Origin of the sequence: Polynucleobacter sp. Nonnen-W13, assembly GCF_018881735.1 — a bacterium.
In the GTDB taxonomy this organism is placed as follows: Bacteria; Pseudomonadota; Gammaproteobacteria; order Burkholderiales; family Burkholderiaceae; genus Polynucleobacter.
This window is the reverse complement of the sequence record NZ_JACVPU010000003.1, coordinates 161224-180098: the sequence shown is the minus strand read 5'-3', so window position 1 is coordinate 180098 and position 18875 is coordinate 161224. Positions and strand designations below refer to the sequence as shown.

Annotated in this window: 17 protein-coding genes; 4 read left to right on the top strand and 13 right to left on the bottom strand. The window is 46.2% G+C overall.

Going from position 1 to position 18875, the window contains the following annotated elements; translation table 11 throughout:
* Positions 1–24: 24 nt before the first annotated feature.
* The 10 genes from ruvB to ICN27_RS09380 form a co-directional block, all read right to left on the bottom strand.
* Positions 25–1092, bottom strand: coding sequence for a Holliday junction branch migration DNA helicase RuvB (gene ruvB, locus ICN27_RS09425; RefSeq protein WP_215308472.1), 1068 nt, complete (start codon positions 1090–1092; stop codon positions 25–27).
* A 31-nt stretch (positions 1093–1123) separates the two neighbouring features.
* Positions 1124–1708, bottom strand: a complete 585-nt coding sequence (gene ruvA / locus ICN27_RS09420) for a Holliday junction branch migration protein RuvA (protein WP_215308471.1) — start codon at positions 1706–1708, stop codon at positions 1124–1126.
* Positions 1709–1734: 26 nt separating this feature from the next.
* On the bottom strand, positions 1735–2256 hold the full coding sequence (ruvC, locus tag ICN27_RS09415; RefSeq protein WP_215308470.1) for a crossover junction endodeoxyribonuclease RuvC: 522 nt from the start codon (positions 2254–2256) through the stop codon (positions 1735–1737).
* A gap of 6 nt (positions 2257–2262) precedes the next feature.
* Positions 2263–3843, bottom strand: a complete 1581-nt coding sequence (gene purH / locus ICN27_RS09410; protein WP_216269842.1) for a bifunctional phosphoribosylaminoimidazolecarboxamide formyltransferase/IMP cyclohydrolase — start codon at positions 3841–3843, stop codon at positions 2263–2265.
* A gap of 48 nt (positions 3844–3891) precedes the next feature.
* Entirely contained in the window at positions 3892–4131 is a 240-nt protein-coding gene (locus tag ICN27_RS09405) for a helix-turn-helix domain-containing protein (protein ID WP_215308468.1), read from the bottom strand.
* 25 nt (positions 4132–4156) lie between these two features.
* The gene (gene dusB / locus ICN27_RS09400; protein WP_216269841.1) at positions 4157–5173 is read right to left on the bottom strand and encodes a tRNA dihydrouridine synthase DusB; all 1017 of its coding nucleotides are present in this window, start codon (positions 5171–5173) and stop codon (positions 4157–4159) included.
* A 151-nt stretch (positions 5174–5324) separates the two neighbouring features.
* Positions 5325–6482, bottom strand: coding sequence for an FAD-dependent monooxygenase (locus ICN27_RS09395; RefSeq protein ID WP_216269840.1), 1158 nt, complete (start codon positions 6480–6482; stop codon positions 5325–5327).
* A gap of 31 nt (positions 6483–6513) precedes the next feature.
* A complete protein-coding gene (locus tag ICN27_RS09390) occupies positions 6514–7893 on the bottom strand; it encodes an aminopeptidase P N-terminal domain-containing protein (RefSeq protein WP_216269839.1) in 1380 nt (459 codons plus the stop codon).
* A complete protein-coding gene (gene murU, locus ICN27_RS09385) occupies positions 7877–8593 on the bottom strand; it encodes an N-acetylmuramate alpha-1-phosphate uridylyltransferase MurU (protein WP_216269838.1) in 717 nt (238 codons plus the stop codon). The genes ICN27_RS09390 and murU overlap by 17 nt, the downstream gene beginning before the upstream one ends.
* A gap of 18 nt (positions 8594–8611) precedes the next feature.
* Positions 8612–9607 (bottom strand): aminoglycoside phosphotransferase family protein, encoded by a 996-nt coding sequence (locus tag ICN27_RS09380; protein WP_216269837.1) that lies wholly within the window; start codon positions 9605–9607, stop codon positions 8612–8614.
* Positions 9608–9640: 33 nt separating this feature from the next.
* On the opposite strand from ICN27_RS09380, the gene ICN27_RS09375 reads away from it, so the two are divergent.
* The 4 genes from ICN27_RS09375 to rsmA are packed head-to-tail and all read left to right on the top strand — an operon-like array spanning position 9641 to position 15399.
* Complete coding sequence (locus tag ICN27_RS09375) at positions 9641–12175, top strand: LPS-assembly protein LptD (protein ID WP_216269836.1); 2535 nt, start codon at positions 9641–9643, stop codon at positions 12173–12175.
* Complete coding sequence (locus tag ICN27_RS09370; protein WP_216269835.1) at positions 12172–13620, top strand: peptidylprolyl isomerase; 1449 nt, start codon at positions 12172–12174, stop codon at positions 13618–13620. Before ICN27_RS09375 ends, ICN27_RS09370 begins: the two co-directional genes overlap by 4 nt.
* Positions 13595–14623, top strand: coding sequence for a 4-hydroxythreonine-4-phosphate dehydrogenase PdxA (gene pdxA, locus ICN27_RS09365; RefSeq protein WP_216269949.1), 1029 nt, complete (start codon positions 13595–13597; stop codon positions 14621–14623). The genes ICN27_RS09370 and pdxA overlap by 26 nt, the downstream gene beginning before the upstream one ends.
* Positions 14620–15399 (top strand): 16S rRNA (adenine(1518)-N(6)/adenine(1519)-N(6))-dimethyltransferase RsmA, encoded by a 780-nt coding sequence (gene rsmA, locus ICN27_RS09360; RefSeq protein WP_215308460.1) that lies wholly within the window; start codon positions 14620–14622, stop codon positions 15397–15399. Before pdxA ends, rsmA begins: the two co-directional genes overlap by 4 nt.
* A gap of 10 nt (positions 15400–15409) precedes the next feature.
* On the opposite strand, the gene ICN27_RS09355 is transcribed toward rsmA, so the two are convergent.
* From ICN27_RS09355 to glyS, 3 genes are read right to left on the bottom strand one after another with little or no spacing between them, the layout of a single operon-like run.
* Positions 15410–16144 (bottom strand): 1-acyl-sn-glycerol-3-phosphate acyltransferase, encoded by a 735-nt coding sequence (locus tag ICN27_RS09355; RefSeq protein ID WP_216269834.1) that lies wholly within the window; start codon positions 16142–16144, stop codon positions 15410–15412.
* A 7-nt stretch (positions 16145–16151) separates the two neighbouring features.
* A complete protein-coding gene (gene gmhB / locus ICN27_RS09350) occupies positions 16152–16724 on the bottom strand; it encodes a D-glycero-beta-D-manno-heptose 1,7-bisphosphate 7-phosphatase (RefSeq protein ID WP_216269833.1) in 573 nt (190 codons plus the stop codon).
* Complete coding sequence (gene glyS, locus ICN27_RS09345) at positions 16721–18859, bottom strand: glycine--tRNA ligase subunit beta (RefSeq protein ID WP_215308457.1); 2139 nt, start codon at positions 18857–18859, stop codon at positions 16721–16723. Before glyS ends, gmhB begins: the two co-directional genes overlap by 4 nt.
* Between the last annotated feature and the right edge of the window lie 16 nt (positions 18860–18875).

Here is an 18875-nt window from a genome sequence, read left to right as displayed (position 1 = left end):
GCAATTTTCCTCAGTTGATCTGAATTATTTCAAGAGATCTTGATCGCTAGGTGGCGTTAAGCCAAAATGCTCATACGCCTGACGCGTAGCCACTCTTCCACGGGATGTTCTTTGCAGGTAGCCTTGTTGAATCAGGTAAGGCTCTAAGACATCCTCAATAGTGTCACGCTCTTCACCAATAGCCGCCGCTAAGTTATCAATACCAACGGGGCCACCATCAAACTTATGCAAGATAGCTTCAAGCAATTTACGATCCATCACATCAAAGCCGCTTGGGTCTACGTCAAGCATCTTTAATGCGGCATCAGCCATGTCTTTAGTGATGGTACCTGTACCTTTGACTTCGGCATAATCCCGTACCCGACGTAATAGGCGATTCGCAATACGTGGAGTGCCTCTAGCGCGCCGTGCAATCTCAATTGACCCCTCGGGATCAATATTGGCTTTGAGTAAGCTAGCGGAGCGCGTAATAATTTTGGTGAGCTCATCAGTAGTGTAGAACTCGAGTCTTGCCACAATGCCAAAGCGATCGCGCAGTGGGTTGGTGAGCATTCCGGCACGGGTTGTAGCGCCGATCAGAGTAAAGGGCTTGAGATCAATCTTGACGCTGCGCGCTGCAGGACCTTCACCAATCATGATGTCTAAGCTGTAATCCTCAAGAGCGGGATAGAGAATTTCTTCAACTACCGGAGAGAGACGATGAATCTCATCAATAAAGAGCACATCATTTGCTTCTAAGTTGGTTAGCAATGCTGCAAGGTCACCGGGCCTGTCTAGAACCGGGCCACTGGTTTGGCGTAAGTTCACGCCAAGCTCTCTGGCGATGATGTGGGCTAAGGTAGTTTTGCCTAATCCGGGAGGGCCAAACAAGAGGACGTGATCTAGGGCTTCTTGCCTTGCTCTAGTCGCAGTAATAAAAATCTCTAATTGGGCGCGTGCTTTAGTTTGACCTACATACTCATCAAGCTGCTTTGGGCGCAAGGCCCTTTCAAAAACAGCTTCAGAATTACCTGCTGCACCGCTAACGATGCGGTCATTGCCTTCTGGTAAATCTTCGGGGATTGAGCTGAGGTCTTCTGTGTGGATTGCCATACTGCAAGTGTAGTGGTGTTTGGGCGACTGGTTATGAAGACTTCGAGAGGTATTTTAGACCCATGCGGATACCATCTGATACGGTGGTATCCGAAGGGATTTGTTTGAGGGCGAGCTGAGCCTCTTTTTCTGAATAACCCAGCGCCAAGAGGGCTTGCAATATCTCGCTACTTGCTTCAACTGTCTGAGGCTGACCGCCAATAATTCCTAAATCCGGAGCCAGCTTCCCTTTAAGCTCTAGGCAAAGACGCTCAGCAGTCTTTTTACCAATACCAGGCACTTGAGTTAGGCGCCCTGCCTCTTGCATCGCAATCGCTTGCGCCAATTCATTGACGCTCATGCCAGAAAGTACCGCAAGTGCTGTGCGTGAACCAACGCCGCTGATCTTGATCAGTTGTCTAAATGCTTCACGCTCAGTTTCAGTGGCAAATCCAAACAACTGCTGCGCATCTTCTCGGACTTGGAAGTGGGTAAGTAATGTAATTTTTTGATTGGTCTCTGGCAATTGGTACAGGGTACTCATAGGTACATCAATCTCATAACCAACACCTTGGCAATCGACCAAGAGGCGAGGTGGATGAACTGAAACGAGAATTCCTTGAATGCGACCAATCATGTCAAGATCTTAACCTGTTTAGATTGTTATTTCTTGCTACTCTTTTTGGGTACAAGGGCAGTAGTAATTGCTTTTGGGATTTGGGCATGGTGAGCGGCACAAATCGCCACCCCTAAAGCATCTGCTGCATCCGTTCCTGGAGCGCGACTGAGGCGCAGTAAACGTTTCACCATTTCTTGAACTTGTGGCTTAGTAGCTCTCCCGGTTCCCACAATGGACTGCTTCACTCTCAGCGCGCTGTACTCAGCAACAGGGAGTTTGTCGGATACCAAGGCAGCAATTACTGCACCTCGTGCTTGACCAAGCATGAGGGTGGAACGAGGATTGACGTTCAGAAATACTTCTTCAATAGCGGCTTGTTCTGGGTGGTAGGTCTCTAAAACCTCTTTAATGCCCGCGTACAAGATTCCCAGGCGCTCAGGAAGCCCTTGTGCTGGATCACCACTTTCAATCGTCCCTGAGGCTACATAGCTAAGCTTTTGGCCATCAACATCAATGACACCAAAACCGGTAGTACGTAAACCTGGGTCGATTCCTATCCAGCGCATAAGCGATTAGTGACGGAAGTGACGTGTGCCAGTAAAGATCATGGCAATGCCATGCTCATCAGCTGCTGCGATGATTTCATCATCACGCATACTGCCACCAGGTTGAATGGCACAGCTGGCACCACCATTCACAACCACATCTAGGCCATCGCGAAATGGGAAGAAGGCATCACTTGCCACTGCAGAGCCTTTAAGACTTAAGCCTGCATTCTCAGCCTTAATACTGGCCATACGAGCAGAGTCGACGCGGCTCATTTGTCCGGCACCAATACCGAGAGTCATGCCGTTAGCGCAATACACAATCGCATTAGACTTCACAAACTTTGCAACGCGCCAAGCAAACATCATGTCGTGCATTTCACTTGGAGTTGGCAGACGTTTGCTGACAACGCGCATTTCGTTCTCAAGAACATTTTTCGCATCGGGGGATTGCACTAGTAAGCCACCGCCCACGCGTTTAAAGTCAAAAGTATTAAATGCAGTACCAAGAGGAATCTCTAATAAGCGAACATTTTGTTTAGCAGCAAAGATGGCCTTAGCTTCAGCGCTAAAGCTTGGGGCAATCAATACTTCCACGAACTGCTTAGAAATCGCTTCAGCTGCTACACCATCACATGGCACGTTGAAGGCAATAATTCCACCAAAGGCTGAGCTTGGATCAGTCTTGAATGCCTTTTGATATGCCTCAAAAGCATTGGCAGCAACAGCTACGCCACAAGGGTTGGCATGTTTGATGATGACGCAGGCAGCGGCACCGCCAGCATTCCCAGTAAAGCTCTTAACGCATTCCCAAGCGGAGTCGGCATCAGCGATGTTGTTGTAGGAAAGCTCCTTACCTTGTAATTGTTTGTAATTAGCAAGCGCACCATCGACTGGATCAATATCCTTATAGAAAGCGGCTGATTGATGTGGGTTCTCACCGTAGCGCATTTCTTGCACCTTTTCAAAGGCAAGGTGTAGGGTTTCTGGATAGGCAGAACGTGTCTTGTGATCTAAGTCATCACCTAGTGCTGAGAGATAGTTAGCAATGGAACCGTCATATTGAGCGGTGTGAGCAAATACTTTTTTAGCCAGACTCAAATTGGTCTTATAAGAAACTTGGTTCTGATTAGCTTTCATCTCTGCAAGAACAGGAGCGTAATCTTTTGGAGAAATCAATACAGTCACATCTTGATGGTTCTTGGCGGCAGCACGCAACATTGCTGGACCGCCAATATCAATATTCTCAACTGCATCTTCAAATGAACAATCCGCTTTAGCGACTGTTTCGTTAAATGGATAGAGGTTAATCACTAGCATGTCGATCGTATCGATACCATGCTCTTTCAATGCAGCCATATGTTCAGGAAAATCTCGACGGGCTAACAAGCCACCATGCACCATCGGATGCAAGGTTTTCACGCGACCATCGAGCATCTCTGGGAACTTAGTCAGCGAAGATACTTCCACAACGGGTAGATTATTTTCAGCTAAAAGTTTTGCAGTGCCACCAGTGGAAATCAGCTTGACGCCTTGCTCATGGAGGGCTCTAGCGAACGGCACAATGCCATTTTTATCGGAAACAGAGAGTAAGGCTGTGCGGATCATATTGTTCAGAAAGTTGTATTAATCGAGAATTTACGAATGGGGTCTGTCTTATTTCAGGAGCTGGTGCTCAACTAACTTTTTGTGAAGTGTATTGCGGTTGATGCCAAGGTATTGCGCCGCCAAAGATTGATTCTGTTTTGCGTGCTGCATTACCAATTCGAGCATCGGCTTTTCAACTACTGCGAGAACCATTTGGTACAAGTCAGATGGAGGCGTTCCTTTGAGATCGTCCAAATAAGCTTGGAGTTGGGTCTCAATACATTCGGAAATGGGGTGCTTATTAGTCATGGATAAATTAAATAAAAAACTAAACTTAGGCTGCTTCTAAAAATAACAAACGATCTGAATGGGATTTCATTTCATTGAAAAAATCATTCACCATTTGCAATTGGGTTTTGCAATCATCGGCAGTGTTCATTCTTTGGCGAAAGGCATGGGAGTCACGCAAGCCCTTGCAGTACCAGCCGATATGCTTACGCGCTGTGCGTAATCCAACATATTCGCCATAGAAATCATAATGATCAATGAGATGAGCATTCATGATCTCTTGAATCTCATTAATCTGTGGTGTCGGTAACTTACCGCCAGTTTCTAGAAAGTGACTAATTTCACGAAAGATCCAAGGGCGTCCCTGAGCGGCGCGACCAATCATGATGGCATCGGCACCAGTTTCTTTCAAAACAAATTCTGCTTTTTCTGGAGTGGTGATATCACCATTGGCAACCACGGGGATGGCAACGCTATTTTTTACTGCGGTAATGGTTTCATACTCAGCTTCGCCATGATAGAGGTCGGCTCTCGTGCGGCCATGAACTGTCAACATAGAGATGCCTGATTTCTCGGCGAGGCGTGCAATATCCATTGCGTTTTTATGCTCGCGATCCCAGCCTGTCCGAATCTTTAAAGTTACAGGCACTGCATCAGGTCCTACGCCGACAGCTTGAACTACGGCTTCTAAAATTTGTTGCACTAAAGGCTCGTCTCTTAATAGTGCAGAGCCAGCTGCAACATTACAAACCTTTTTGGCTGGGCAACCCATATTGATATCAATGATCTGGGCGCCATGATCGACATTAAGTTTGGCTGCAGCAGCCATCATCTGCGGATCAGCGCCAGCAATTTGGACGGCAATAGGCTTGAATTCACCTTGGTGGTTAGCGCGACGTTGGGTTTTCTCACTATTCCATAGCAACGCATTGGAGGCGATCATTTCAGATACGGCATAACCAGCGCCGAGCTTTTTGCAGAGCTGGCGAAACGGACGATCCGTTACCCCAGCCATTGGGGCAACAAATAATCTATTTGCAAGAAGGTGCGGGCCAATCTTCATGTGTTTCAGGCTAGGTTCTGGAGTGCTTTTAAGGCTGGGGGAAAGGGTGACACTTTAGCACAAATTAGCTTATATTTGCCTAAAAAATAGGCACACTCCATGACTTAAGTCAAACAGGGAATACTTTTATTTTGGAGGGTATTTCAGCCTCTTAGCGCCTACCAAACATCATCTGGCGGGCTAAGGCTGTTTTGATGGGAGGAAGCCATTGGAGGGCTGATAAAGCCAATCCACGGCCAATCACAACAGGAAATAGATTGGAGGTGAAGATTCTGGCCATGAAGTCGGTAAGGCCTATCGTGGCAGACCGATCGAGCTTACGACTTTGGGCATATTCCTGCAAGGTAGTTTCGATGGCCAAGGGAGTTTTTTGATCCTCAGGCTTAGAGAAGAGGGTGCTGATTTTTTCTGCCAAGAGATAGGCATCCCGTAATCCGAGGTTTAGACCTTGTCCCGCAACGGGATGCAAGGTCTGAGCGGCATTGCCAATCCAAACTTCGTTAGCCTGAGTAATTTCTTTACGGTAATTGAGTCCAAGCTCGTAAAGTCGGCGGTCCTGGATTTTAAGAAATTGTCCAATGCGTGAGCCAAACTCCACTTGCAAGCTTTTCAGAAAATCGGCGTCACTTAAAGCCAGTCGTGCTTGTGATGAGCTTGGGGTTCCACACCAAATCAGATTCAGAATATTGGGACCATAGTGACTAGGCAGCACAGCCAAAGGCCCTTCAGAAGTAAAGCGCTCCCACGCTTGGAAGGGTGGCGCATTCTCAACCTCCACTAAACCAACTAAAGCTGATTGTTCATAGTCTCTGCCAGACTCCACCCAGTCTTGGGTTTTAAATAAACCACCTTCAGCATGAACTACGCACTTGGCTTGAATGTTTTCAACATTAGTGTTGGTATCGATATGTTTCCAAACAAAATGGGGGCTAATGGCTTGAATAGCTTTTAAGGCTTTGCGCAGCGTGAGGTGAATATCGCGATAACGAATGATGTGGCCTAAGGCTTTTTGACCTAGTTCTTCGCGAGTCATCAGAGCACGACCAAAGCGGCCCGCTTGCGAGACATGTACCCGATGAATATCGGCGCACTCAGTAGGCCATGCATTGATAGTGTCTAACAATAGCTTGCTGCCGTGAGATAGGGCGACTCCCCGGGTATCTGCAGCAGTTAAATCAGCATCATTTGCAGGATTGCGATCTAGTAGAGCAAGCTTTGCTTCAGGAAATTTTTGCAAGCACCATGCTGCACAGGCTAAGCCCACCGGACCACCACCTTGAATCACGATATCGAAGTTCTTAACTGACATGCTTAGCAATATATCTTTTATTAGCAGTGCTCTAATTATTTTTCATAAGTGCTTCGATTTCATCGGCTTTAACTGGCACACCGCGAGAAATCAATTCACATCCAGAATCGTTCACTACAGCATCATCCTCAATACGGATACCGATATTCCAAAAGCGCTCATCTACATCATCAGCAGGGCGGATGTATAAACCTGGCTCGATAGTGAGTGCCATACCTGGCTTAAGAACGCGCCATGGCTTTTCGGAGGAACTTGGTGATGTGTCAAGTGGTTCGCGATAGGAGCCAACGTCATGCACATCCATGCCCAGCCAATGTGAGGTACGGTGCATATAAAAGCGACGATAGGCTCCTATCTCCAGTGCATTATCCAAAGAGCCTAATTCCGCCAGCTTAAGCAGATTCTCATCAAGTAATCCTTGTGTGAGTACTTTTAGGGCTGCCTCATGGGGCTGCATGAATGTATTACCAGGCTTAGTCATTACGATAGCGGCTTCCTGCGATGCAAGCGTAATGTCATACAGTGCGCGTTGTGGACCTGTGAACTTCCCATTCACCGGGAATGTACGAGTGATATCTGAAGCATAACTATCTAGCTCGCAACCTGCATCAATGAGACACAGATCTCCGCCACGTAGTTCGGTATCACCAGCACGGTAATGTAGGATGCAGGAGTTAGCGCCGCCCGCAACAATGCTGTTATATGCAACGCTTTGTGCGCCACTGTAGCGGAACTCGTGAAGTAGCTCTGCTTCAAGGTGATATTCACGCATTCCGGGTTTGCAAGCTTGCATAGCACGAATATGAGCGCGCGCAGAAATCGCGGCCGCACGACGCATGATCTCAATCTCATGGACATCTTTAAAAAGACGCATCTCATGAATCAAACTCTCTACATCATGAAATTCTGAAGGAGGATTGACGCCAGCACGCGCCTGAGCTCGCACTTGTTTCATCCAATGGCGTAAGCGACGATCTATTTCGGCACTTTCTGAAAGACGAATATAGACAGCATCCTGATCTGCTAATAACTCACCTAGTTTTTTATCTAACTCATGATTGCTATGGGCATATTCCACTCCCAAGGCGGCAGGTGCAGCGTCTGGCCCTAAACGAATGCCATCCCAAATTTCACGTTCTGGATCTTTAGGCCTGCAAAAAAGGTGTGACTCTAGTTGGGGCTGTGATGTTGATCCAGTAATCTTCAGTACGAGGGTTGAGCCTGGCTCTTCAAAGCCAGTGAGGTAAAAAAAATCACTGTCGTGACGATAGGGAAACTCACTATCTCGATTACGCGCTGCCTCAGCTGCCGTAGTGATGATGGCAATGCCACCACCAGTTTTAGCGCAGATCAATTTTGCGAGGCTAACTCGACGTTGTTGGTAAATGACGGATTTATTTATTCGCTGCATTGAGTTCTTGTAATCGTTGGGGTGTACCTACATCGTGCCACGGTCCGTGATATTTTTCACCGGACACTCTATTTTGAGTCATGGCTTCCCTCAAAATTGGAGCTAGCTTATTGGGCACACCGAATTCCAAGTCCTTAAAAAGATCTCGGTGGTAGAGCCCAATACCAGAAAAGGTGAGTTTTTCAGCGCCATCTAGTGGTTCATTGGCAACTTGCGAGTCCCTGATATAAAAGTCACCCTCAGGATGCTGAACTGGGTTGGGAACCATCAAAAGGTGTGCCAGAGGTCTGCTTGGCATGCTGCGTAAGTCAGAAACTCGGTTTAAGAGCTGCTGGATTGGCAGATTTGGGCTAAAAACATCTCCATTGATGACTAGGAAATAATCGCTTGGGTTTAGTAAAGGCAAGGCTTTACGAATACCGCCAGCAGTTTCTAGTGCGCTGGTTTCTGGGGAGTAGCTAATGTTGAGTCCAAATTGGCTGCCGTTTCCTAGCGCTTCCTCAATCTTCTTGCCAAGCCAGGCATGATTAATCACCACATCTTGAATACCTGCCGCACTCAATGCCTCCAAATGCCAGGCAAGTAAGGATTTATTGTTGATAGTCAGGAGTGGTTTAGGTAGTTCATCTGTCAGGGGGCGCATGCGCTCGCCTCGACCTGCTGCTAGTAAAAAGCATGGAATGAGATTGGGCTTATTCATGATGAGTGACTATTCATCCTAAGTAGCACGCGTTGATTCTAAAATGCGTGCCAAGGGCTTTAATTCGATATAACGATTCGCAGTGGCAATCGCATACTCGAGTACCAAAGGAATATCTTTGAGATAGCCATCTTTGCCATCGCGATGAAATAGCCTTGCAAAAATACCCAAGATCTTTAGATGTCTTTGTAAACCCATCCATTCAAAGTCACGATAGAACTGACCAAAATCGTTTGGCATTGGCAAGCCTACTTGACGACCTTCTTCCCAAAATTTAATCACCCAGTCAATCACACGTTCTTCAGGCCATGAAATATACGCATCACGCCAGAGTGAAGATGCGTCGTAAGTGATGGGGCCATAGACTGCATCTTGAAAATCAATTACGCCAGGATTATTTTTTTCAGTGACCATCAGATTACGTGAATGGTAGTCACGATGAACATAGACTTTTGCCTGCGTAAGATTGTTTTGAATAATCAGTTCAAATGCTTGCTTAATCTGTAAATTCTGAAGTTTGCTTAATTCGATGTGCAGATGTTTCCCTAAATACCATTCAGGAAATAAATCTAGCTCACGCTTCAGTAATGCCTCATCGTAGTTTGGTAGCACGTCTGCTTTGCTTGCTAATTGCATTTGCACTAAGGCATGTGTCGCATCTTTATAGAGATAGTCTGCACTCTCTGAATTGAGTTCTGCAAGGTAAGTTTTGGTACCCAGATCGTTGAGTAAAAGAAAGCCCTCAGCCACATCCTTTTCTAGGATTTTCGGAACATTTAAACCGGCACTTTCGAGTAATAAATCAACTTGAATAAAGCTATCTAAGGGCTCGTGTTGGGGTGGGGCATCCATCAAGATCAAAGTTGGAAAATCCGGGTTTTTGGACGCAATCCTGAAATACCGCCTAAAGCTGGCATCTGCCGAGGCGGGGGCCAAAGTGGGGAGATCTAATTGCCAGCTAGGTTCAAGGCCTTTTAGCCAGTTATGGAGGGTGTCTAAGCGAGAGTCAGTCATGGTCGATTCGTATAATAAGGCGGGTCTGGATCTATGAGTCATTATCGCCGTCGTGCCGGCCTTTGCGCCCCTCTTTTTGTAGCTGTTACCCTGCGCTTAATGATGGGGGTTGTATTGTCGCAATTTGCACTTGCAAGTCAGGCCCAGGCACCCGCACCTTTACCTCCTTCTGCACAGTCTTTAGGGAGCTCTGCCAACTCCGTTTTAATTCCTGATCGTGGCGATGTCACTGTCTTGAAGTTGGATGATCAATTACGGGTTGGTAAACCAATCAATGATGGGCAAGCTTTAACATTTACCTCTAGTGACTCGATTGATGGAATCGTTGATCGAGAAATGCGCCTGAAAGGGCGCGCACAAATTCGTCGCAATGGCGCAGTCATCAAAGCGGATGAAATTAAATACGACCCCGATTCTGATATAGCTAATTTATCTGGTAATACCGAATTTTCAAAAGGTAACGCATCCTTCAAGGGACCTAAAGCACGCTTTAGAGTTGATGCACGTGAAGGGGAAATGGAAACCCCCAATTACGAACTACGAGATAACCGAGCGAGTGGTAATGCAAAAAAACTGACGATCGAAACTGCTGATGTATTTGTGTTTGATAATGCCACCTACACTACCTGTACCCCCGAAAATTTAGATTGGTATTTCACAGCAACTACGCTGGAGATTGATAACGAGCAAAAAGAAATGGTTGGTACGCACGGCGTGATGCGATTCTTTGATGTGCCTATTGCTTACACGCCCTACTTCACTGCACCCACCTCTAATCAACGTCGTTCTGGAATCTTGGCACCGGTAGCTGGCTACAACTCTAATAATGGTATTGATGTAACGCAACCTTACTACGTCAATATTGCACCTAATCGTGATTTGCTTTTACTGCCTCGCGTTATGGGCCAACGTGGAGTTCAATTGGGTGCTAAGTATCAGTTTCTAGATAAGCAGTACTCTGGTAATTTGATGGGTGACTATCTTCCTTACGATCGCAAGACTGGTACGGATCGTTGGCGCTATGACTGGCAGCAGAGGCAAAACTTTAGTGGCGACTTGTTGGGTATGGGTGGGCTCCCCATTGCTGGTGCTTGGACGGGTTATGCCAATGTGGCGCGGGTTTCGGATAACTTATATCCAACTGACTTTTCGCAAAGCATGGCTGGTGCAATTACTAGCCAGTTCCGACAAGAGGTTGGCACCTCCAAGAACTTGACTGGTAGCTTAAGTAATTGGACTGTGGGAGCCAGGGCGATGACGTTCCAGACCTTGCAGCCGGATCCAACGGTAACCGTTCAGTCTCCATACAATATTTTGCCGAATGTCACAGCTGCTTACAATAATCGTTTAACACCTGCAGTTGCTGATACCAGTGGGAAATACATCACCTTACCCTCGGGCCCTGCAACCACTTTTTCAACCGATTTCACGCGCTTTGCCTACAATATTGGTGGTAACTTAGCAGCAACTGCCCCGGGTGCTTATAGCCAAGCTGATCGAACAGTGATCAAGGGCGCCATGGCTCTTCCCCAAATTACGCCTGGTTACTACATCACTCCGAAAGTGAGTTTTCAGTCCAATACCTACAACGTAACACCGTACAACCCTGTGGGTGCGCCAGCCGCTCAAGGCTTCACTATTCCGACCTTTAGTCTGGATTCAGGACTGGCGTTTGAAAGAGATGCCGCTGAGTTAAAAGGCTTCTTTGGACGCGATATGTTGCTCACAATGGAGCCAAGAGCTTTTTATGTTTACACGCCATTTGAGAGCCAGGCTCAAACTCCTTTGTTTGATACGGCGGATGCCGGTTTTGGCGTAAGTCAAATTTTTAGTGAAAATACTTTTGTTGGTAATGACCGTATTGCAGATAACAATAAGTTAACCGGCGGTATTACCAGTCGCATGATTGAGTCCAATACAGGCGCAGAACGAGCCAATGTAACCTTGGCGCAACGTCAAGCCTTTACGGGGCAGAAAGTGGGTCTCAATGGCACCATTGCAAATCCTACAACTTATTCGGACACATTGGGCTCCGCTTCAGTTCGCCTGCTTGGTAACTTCAGTACAGATGTGTTTGGGCAGTACAACACGCAATTGAATCGCTTAGTCCAAACAACAGTAGGCGGTAGTTGGCGACCTACACCTGGAAGAAGCTTGAATTTTGGCTATCGAAATGTTTGGACTCCACCAACACAAGCATCCGTTCAGAATAACCAGGCTTTTGTCCCTTCAGCAACCACTACTGATCAATACAATATTTCAGGCCAATGGCCTATTACGCGTGAAGTATCTGTCTTGGGTCGCTGGGGTTACGATGCTTTAACGACCAAAACGCTCAATACGCTAGTAGCTTTAGAGTGGATGCGTGATTGTTGGACCTTACGTGGTGCCTACTCTCAGATGCTCAACACCTCACAAATCACCACTACTCAGGTTTTATTCCAAATAGAATTTAGGGGCTTTGGTAGCGCTGGTAGTAATCCAGTTGATATCATGAAGCTAAATGTTCCTGGATATATGCCTACTTCCAAGCCTATACCACCTTCAATTTATGAGAACTATCAATGATGCGTAGGAATCAATTTAACCAAGCACTTGCGGCTATCATTTTGGCTGGCCTTGCTTTGCTGCCTCAGTTCGCGTTTGCGCAAGATAGCTCAAAGATTTCAGCTGATAGCAAAATTCGCAATATTGATGGTGTTGCGGCAGTGGTGAATACAGGCTATGTGACGCGTAAAGAAATTGATGATCGAATTGTTGCCCTACAAAAGCAGGGAGGTAAGCTTCCTGATGCTGCTGCGTTGCGCAAGACGGTGATGGAGCGCCTCATCCTTGAAAAAATTCAATTACAAAATGCAGAGCAAGAGGGTATTGCGGTTAGTAACAAAGAGTTAGATAAGATTATTGGTGATATTGCTGCCAAGAATAAATTAACACTTGCAGAGTTAAAAGTAAAAATTGCCGCTACTGGTAGTACTTATGAGCGCTATAGTCAAATGCTACGCGATGATGTGATTATTAGTCGTTACCGTGAGCGGGAGGTTGAGGGCAAGATCAAGATTTCTGATGCGGAGGTGGATAACTTTATTTCTGATCGTAATCGTGAGGCAGCTGGTGGAGGAAAGCCCGTACGCTCAAGCCCTGCTGTAAAAGGTGAGCCAGAAGAGATTGACGTTGCGCAGATTTTTATTCCTGCAGATGCTAATGCCGGTGCTGGTGCTCAGGCTGAGGCAAAGAAGAAGGCAGAAGTCCTTTTACGTGAAGCGCGTGGTGATGTCGATTTCTTGCAGTTAGGTGCAATGGCTGTAAAAGACAATCCAAAAATTAAGTTTCAAGATTTGGGTTACCGTACCCCAGATCGCCTGCCACAATTGTTTTATGAGGCCGTCAGAAATACAGGTAGTGGGCAAGTTGCTAACGCCGTAGTGAGGAGCCCAGCTGGTTATCATGTTTTGAAAGTTTTAGACCGTCGTGCGCTAGTTGCTGGTGCTCCCGAGCCTCAGCAAGCTGCACCTCAAGAAACTTCTACCACTCCACAAAATATCATGGTGACTCAGACTTTGTCTCGTCATATTTTGTTGCGTAGTCGTGCAGGCTTGACAGACCAAGATGCTGAAAGACGCCTCGCAGGTTACCGTGATCAGGTTCGTGCAAAAACTGCTGATTTTGGTGATTTAGCTAAAAAATATTCTGAAGATGGATCTGCTGCTAATGGAGGCAACTTAGGTTGGATGGGACCCGGTGATTTAGTTCCCGAATTTGATCAGGCAATGAATCGCTTGCAAATAGGTGAAGTTAGTAATCCAGTGAAGACTGAATTTGGTTGGCATTTAATTCAGGTTCTCGAGCGCCGTGAAGCACAGTTGACTTTAGAGAAGCAGCGCCAATTCGCCCGCGCAGCCATTCGTGAACGCAAGTTTGAGCAGGCTTATCAAGATTGGCTACGTGAATTACGCGACACCGCTACGGTAAAGATCATTAATGCAGATGATCCAGCAGCCAGTCCCCGTTAATCTCGTCATTAGCTCTGGAGAGCCTGCAGGGGTTGGTCCAGAGGTCTCTATTGCGGCTGCATTGGCCTTCTTGGAAGAGCAGCCTTCAAGCTCGATTACTTTGCTTGGCGATTACAGCTTATTTTCAGCCACTGATATCCCTAAAGAACTTTCTAATCGTTTGAAGCTTGAATCTATTGCGCTAGCTTCTCCAGTTACTGCGGGTCAATTAAATCCTGCTAACGCGCAATATGTTCTGAGTCTTCTGGACGCTGCGGTTAAGGGCTGCCTTGATGGTCGTTTTGATGCCATGGTGACTGCGCCAATACAAAAGAGCGTGATCAACCAAGGCCATACTTTAAATGATGATGTATTTACCGGACATACGGAATATCTAGCAAAGCTTTGCCATCAAGATCATGTTGTCATGATGTTGTGCGCGACATTACCAGCCGGCTTCTTAGGCTTGCATAAAAGCTGTGACCTTCGGGTGGCTTTGGTCACAACTCACCTACCTTTGAAGGAGGTTTCTGGTGCACTCAACCAACAGTATGTTCTGGAAACTATTCAAATTGTCGATCGAGATCTGCGGGCAAAATTTGGCATTGCTAAACCTATTATTCGGATGGCGGGGCTCAATCCACATGCAGGTGAATCTGGTTATCTAGGGCGCGAAGAAATTGATGTCATTCTTCCTGCTATCGAGGCTGCGAAAGATTTGGGTATTCAAGTCAGTGGACCTTATCCAGGAGATACGATGTTTGATGCCAAGGCTTTAGATGGCGTGGATACATTTATTGCGACGTTTCACGATCAAGGTCTAGCGCCATTCAAATTTGTCAGCTTTGGTGGTGGCGTGAATGTTACCCTAGGCCTACCGATTATTCGTACTTCAGTGGATCATGGTACTGCACTAGATATTGCTGGACAAGGTATTGTAGATCCAGGCAGCATGTTAGAGGCTTTGCGACTCGCCTATCAATTAGCGGTAAATGTAAAGAACACAAAGAATCTATCAATATGACCCATCAAGCTCGTAAACGATTTGGTCAGAACTTTTTGCAGGACTCCGGAGTAATCTATTCCATAGTTGCGGCAATTAATCCTAGTGAAAATATGCATGTGATTGAGATTGGCCCCGGCCTTGGTGCATTAACAAGACCTTTATTAAGTAATCTAGAGCACCTAGATCTTTTAGAGATTGACCGAGATTTAGTGGCCTACTGGAATCAAGAGAATCTCAAGGGTCTGAATGTAATTGAGGGAGATGCCCTCAAGTTTGATTTCCTGGAATGGGCAAATGCCCGGCCGGCTAATAGTGGTCTGTGTAAGGTGGTTGGTAACTTGCCTTACAACATCTCCTCCCCATTACTCTTTCATCTTGTTTCTGCTGCCCACGCAATTGATGAGCAGGTATTCATGCTGCAAGCTGAAGTGGTTGAGCGTATGGTCTCTAAAGCTGGTGGATCTGAATTCAGTCGGCTTTCCGTTATGTTGCAAGCGCGCTACGATATGGAGCAAGTCTTAGAGGTTCCCCCTGAAGCATTTGATCCTCAGCCTAAAGTCAATTCTGCTGTAGTGCGTATGATTCCGCGCAGAGATTTCAACTTGAGTGATGCGCAGTGGCATGCTTTAGAAAAATTAGTGGCTGCAGCATTCTCTCAAAGAAGAAAAATGCTTCGTACGAACTTATCGGCCTTTGCTGATCGACTGTCTCTATCTGAATCTGAATTAAAAGCGCGTGCTCAGGATATTCCCGTAGAACGCTACATTGAATGGGCTAAAACTTTAGCCCATTAAGCATCTGGTTTTACTGGTAAGCAGCAGGATCAATCACTCGCATTTCAGCTTCAATCCACTTCTCTACTTCTTGATGAAGTTGGCCACCTGTTTTTCCAGTAGAGCTAATGGCAGGACCGATTGAGAAGATCACTGTGCCTGCTTGCTTTAGAAAACTATTTTTAGGCCAGCAACGGCCGGCATTATGGGCAATCGGAATCACTAAAGCTTCAGTAGCGCTCGCTAGTCTTGCTCCGCCTTTGCTGTAGGGCTTGTGAGATCCAGTGGGCGTTCTAGTTCCCTCTGGAAATAACAAAATCCATTTACCTTCAGCCAAGCGTTTTTTCCCTTGGCCAACAACCGAGATAGCAGCCGTTTCTTTACTATTGCGATTGATATGAATCATCTTGAGTAAAGCCAAAGCCCAACCAAAGAAAGGGATCCAAAGCAATTCCCTTTTGAAAACAAAGCAAACCTGCTTAGGAAGCAGGGCGATATAAAAAATAGTTTCGTAAGCAGATTGATGCTTACTTAGAACGACAACAGGCTTATCCAAAACCGCCATCATGTTCTCTATCCCACGAATTTCGTAACGAATTCCACAAAGAGGCTGCAAAATCCAGATGACAGCTTTATTCCAAAGCCCAATAAAGCGATAACGATTCTCAGGATTGAGGAAGGGAAAAACTAGGATACACAGCACCGACCAAATCGGCGTGAATATCAGCAAAAAAAGGGTGAATATGGCTGAGCGGATAAAAGTCATATTGGCATTAAACCTGATCTTGTAGGAGTGCAGTAGCAAATGCCATCAAATCTATATGAATCTGCGTTCCCTCCGGTAGACCACCTTTATCTAGGGTTTTACTACCCTTACCGGTTAATACTAAATGCGGACTAGCGCCCAATGCAACTCCTGCCTGCAAGTCACGCAAGGAGTCGCCCACAATCGGCACTCCCAATAAAGGCGTGACACTCTGATTTTTCTTGTAGCGTAGTGCTATCTCTTTCATCATTCCCGGTAGGGGCTTGCGGCAATCGCATGCATTGGCATCAGTATGGGGGCAAAAGAAAATACTATCGATATGACCGCCCAAGGGTTTGAGGAGTTTATCCATCTTGCTATGCATTGCATGCAGGTCATTAATATTGAAATGGCCTCGCGCCAAACCAGATTGATTGGTTGCTACAGCGATTTGATAGCCAGCTTGATTCAGTAGTGCAATAGCTTCAAGACTACCTGGCAAGGGAACCCACTCATCACTCGACTTGACATAATCATCTCGGTCTTCATTGATCACGCCATCGCGATCAAGAATGATTAGTTTGGAAGAGCTGTTGCTCATGCTAATTTGCCGAGGTCGGCAATAAGATTCATTTTCTGGTGAAGTTGTTGCAGGAGAGCTAGGCGGTTATCACGCAGCTCTGGATTGGGGTCCATCACCATGACATCGGCAAAGAATTGATCGATTGGAGCACTTAAAGCTACGAGAGCTTTTAATAGATCCACAAACTGACGTTGCTCATAAGCAGTGGTCAGTGTTGGGGTGAGCTTCTTAAGCGCTTCGTATAGGGCGATTTCAGCAGGAACTTGTAAGAGCTTGCTTGAGCAGGCTCCCGGAATAGTAGCGGCATTCTTCTTCAGAATATTACTGATACGCTTGTTTGCAGCGGCTAACTGAGCAGCTTCTGCCAAGGCGTTAAATTCACGCAATGCAGTTAAGCGATCAATTAAGTCATTTAATTGGGCAGGTGATTGACTTAACACCGCATCAATCTCTTCGGTAGTGAATGACTTGCCAGCAACGGCCTGATCACGCAAGTAAGCACGTAGACGATCGATAATGAAGGCGTAAATATCTTCAGCCTTCGCTTTCTCTTGAACGTCTTTCTGGGGAAATTGTTTGCGTGCCAGTTCAATGAGCTTAGGTAGGCTAAGGCTGAGATTCTTCTCTAGCAAGAGCCGGCAGATTCCAAGAGCATGTCGACGCAGGGCGTAGGGGTCTTTATCACCAGTTGGCGCAAGGCCAACACCCCAGATACCAACAAGAGTTTCTAGCTTGTCGGCAATCGCTAAGATGGTCCCAGTTTGAGTTTGGGGTAATGCGTCACCAGCAAAGCGAGGCATGTAATGCTCGCTACAAGCAGAGGCTACTTCAGAATTTTCACCATCATGCGTGGCGTAGTAACGGCCCATAATACCTTGGAGCTCTGGGAACTCGCCAACCATATCGGTTAATAAATCCGTTTTAGCAATCTCAGCAGCACGGCTAGCAAGTGTCTCATCAGCCGATAAAGTTTTTGCAATACCAGAAGCAATACCTTGAACACGCTTGGTGCGATCTAATTGATTACCAAGCTGATTGTGATAAACCACTTTTCCTAGATCAGCTACGCGAGATGCCAGTGGGCGCTTTTGATCTTGCTGGAAAAAGAAGCGTGCATCGGAAAGTCGTGGACGTACTACACGTTCATTGCCAGAAATAATTGCTTCGGGTTTATCGGTCTGAATATTAGAAACGATTAAGAAGCGATTCCGTAACTTACCTTGCTGATCAGTCAGAGCAAAGTATTTTTGATTGGTCTGCATTGTCAAAATCAAACATTCTTGTGGAACCTCTAAGAACTCTTGATCAAAGTGACACTCGTAAATTGCTGGCCACTCTACTAAGGCCGTCACTTCGTCTAACAGACTATCTGGCATCAGCGCTAAATCAGTCCCAGCAGCTTTTAATAATGCAGATTCGATAAATTCACGACGTTTTTCAAAGCTGGGTAACACTTTTGCTTTAGTGGTGAGATCTGATTCATACTGATCTGCAGAGGCAATAGTAATGACGCCTGGAGCTAGGAAGCGGTGGCCTTCTGTTTGGTTGCCTGCGTCAATGCCTAATGCACTGATGTGCAATGTTTGTTTGCCGTGAAGAGCAATGATGCGGTGCGCCGGACGTGCAAACTCAACGTCAGCTAATTCACCATTTTTCTGTAGTACTTGGTAGTGCATCATTTTGGCAATGGGTAACTTACCCAGTGTTAGCTCGAGGGCTTGCTGTGCAGTTTTTTCTAATGCGGCACCTTTGGCAATGACATTGAGATAGAGCGCTTCATTTTTTCCTTCACCGGATTTTTCTAAGGTGGAGAGGTCGATATCAGGGTAACCCAGGGAAGCTAATTTCTTTTGTAGTGGTGCAGTTGGCTTCCCATCAACATCAAAAGCAATGCTGGTTGGCAGTAATTTTTCACGTACTGGATAGTCTGGAGCTTGGCTTAAGACATTAGTAATTTGAACAGCAAGGCGACGCGGTGTAGCGTAGCTAGTAGTAACAGAGTGATCGCCCAAAAGACCTGCGGCCTTTAGATGTGAATAAATACCTTCACTAAAAGCATCTCCTAAGCGGCGTAATGATTTTGGTGGAAGCTCTTCAGTAAACAATTCAAGCAGAAGGTTGTTTGCTTGAGAGAGGGAATTCGGTGTACTCATAATTAGTTTGAGTTGC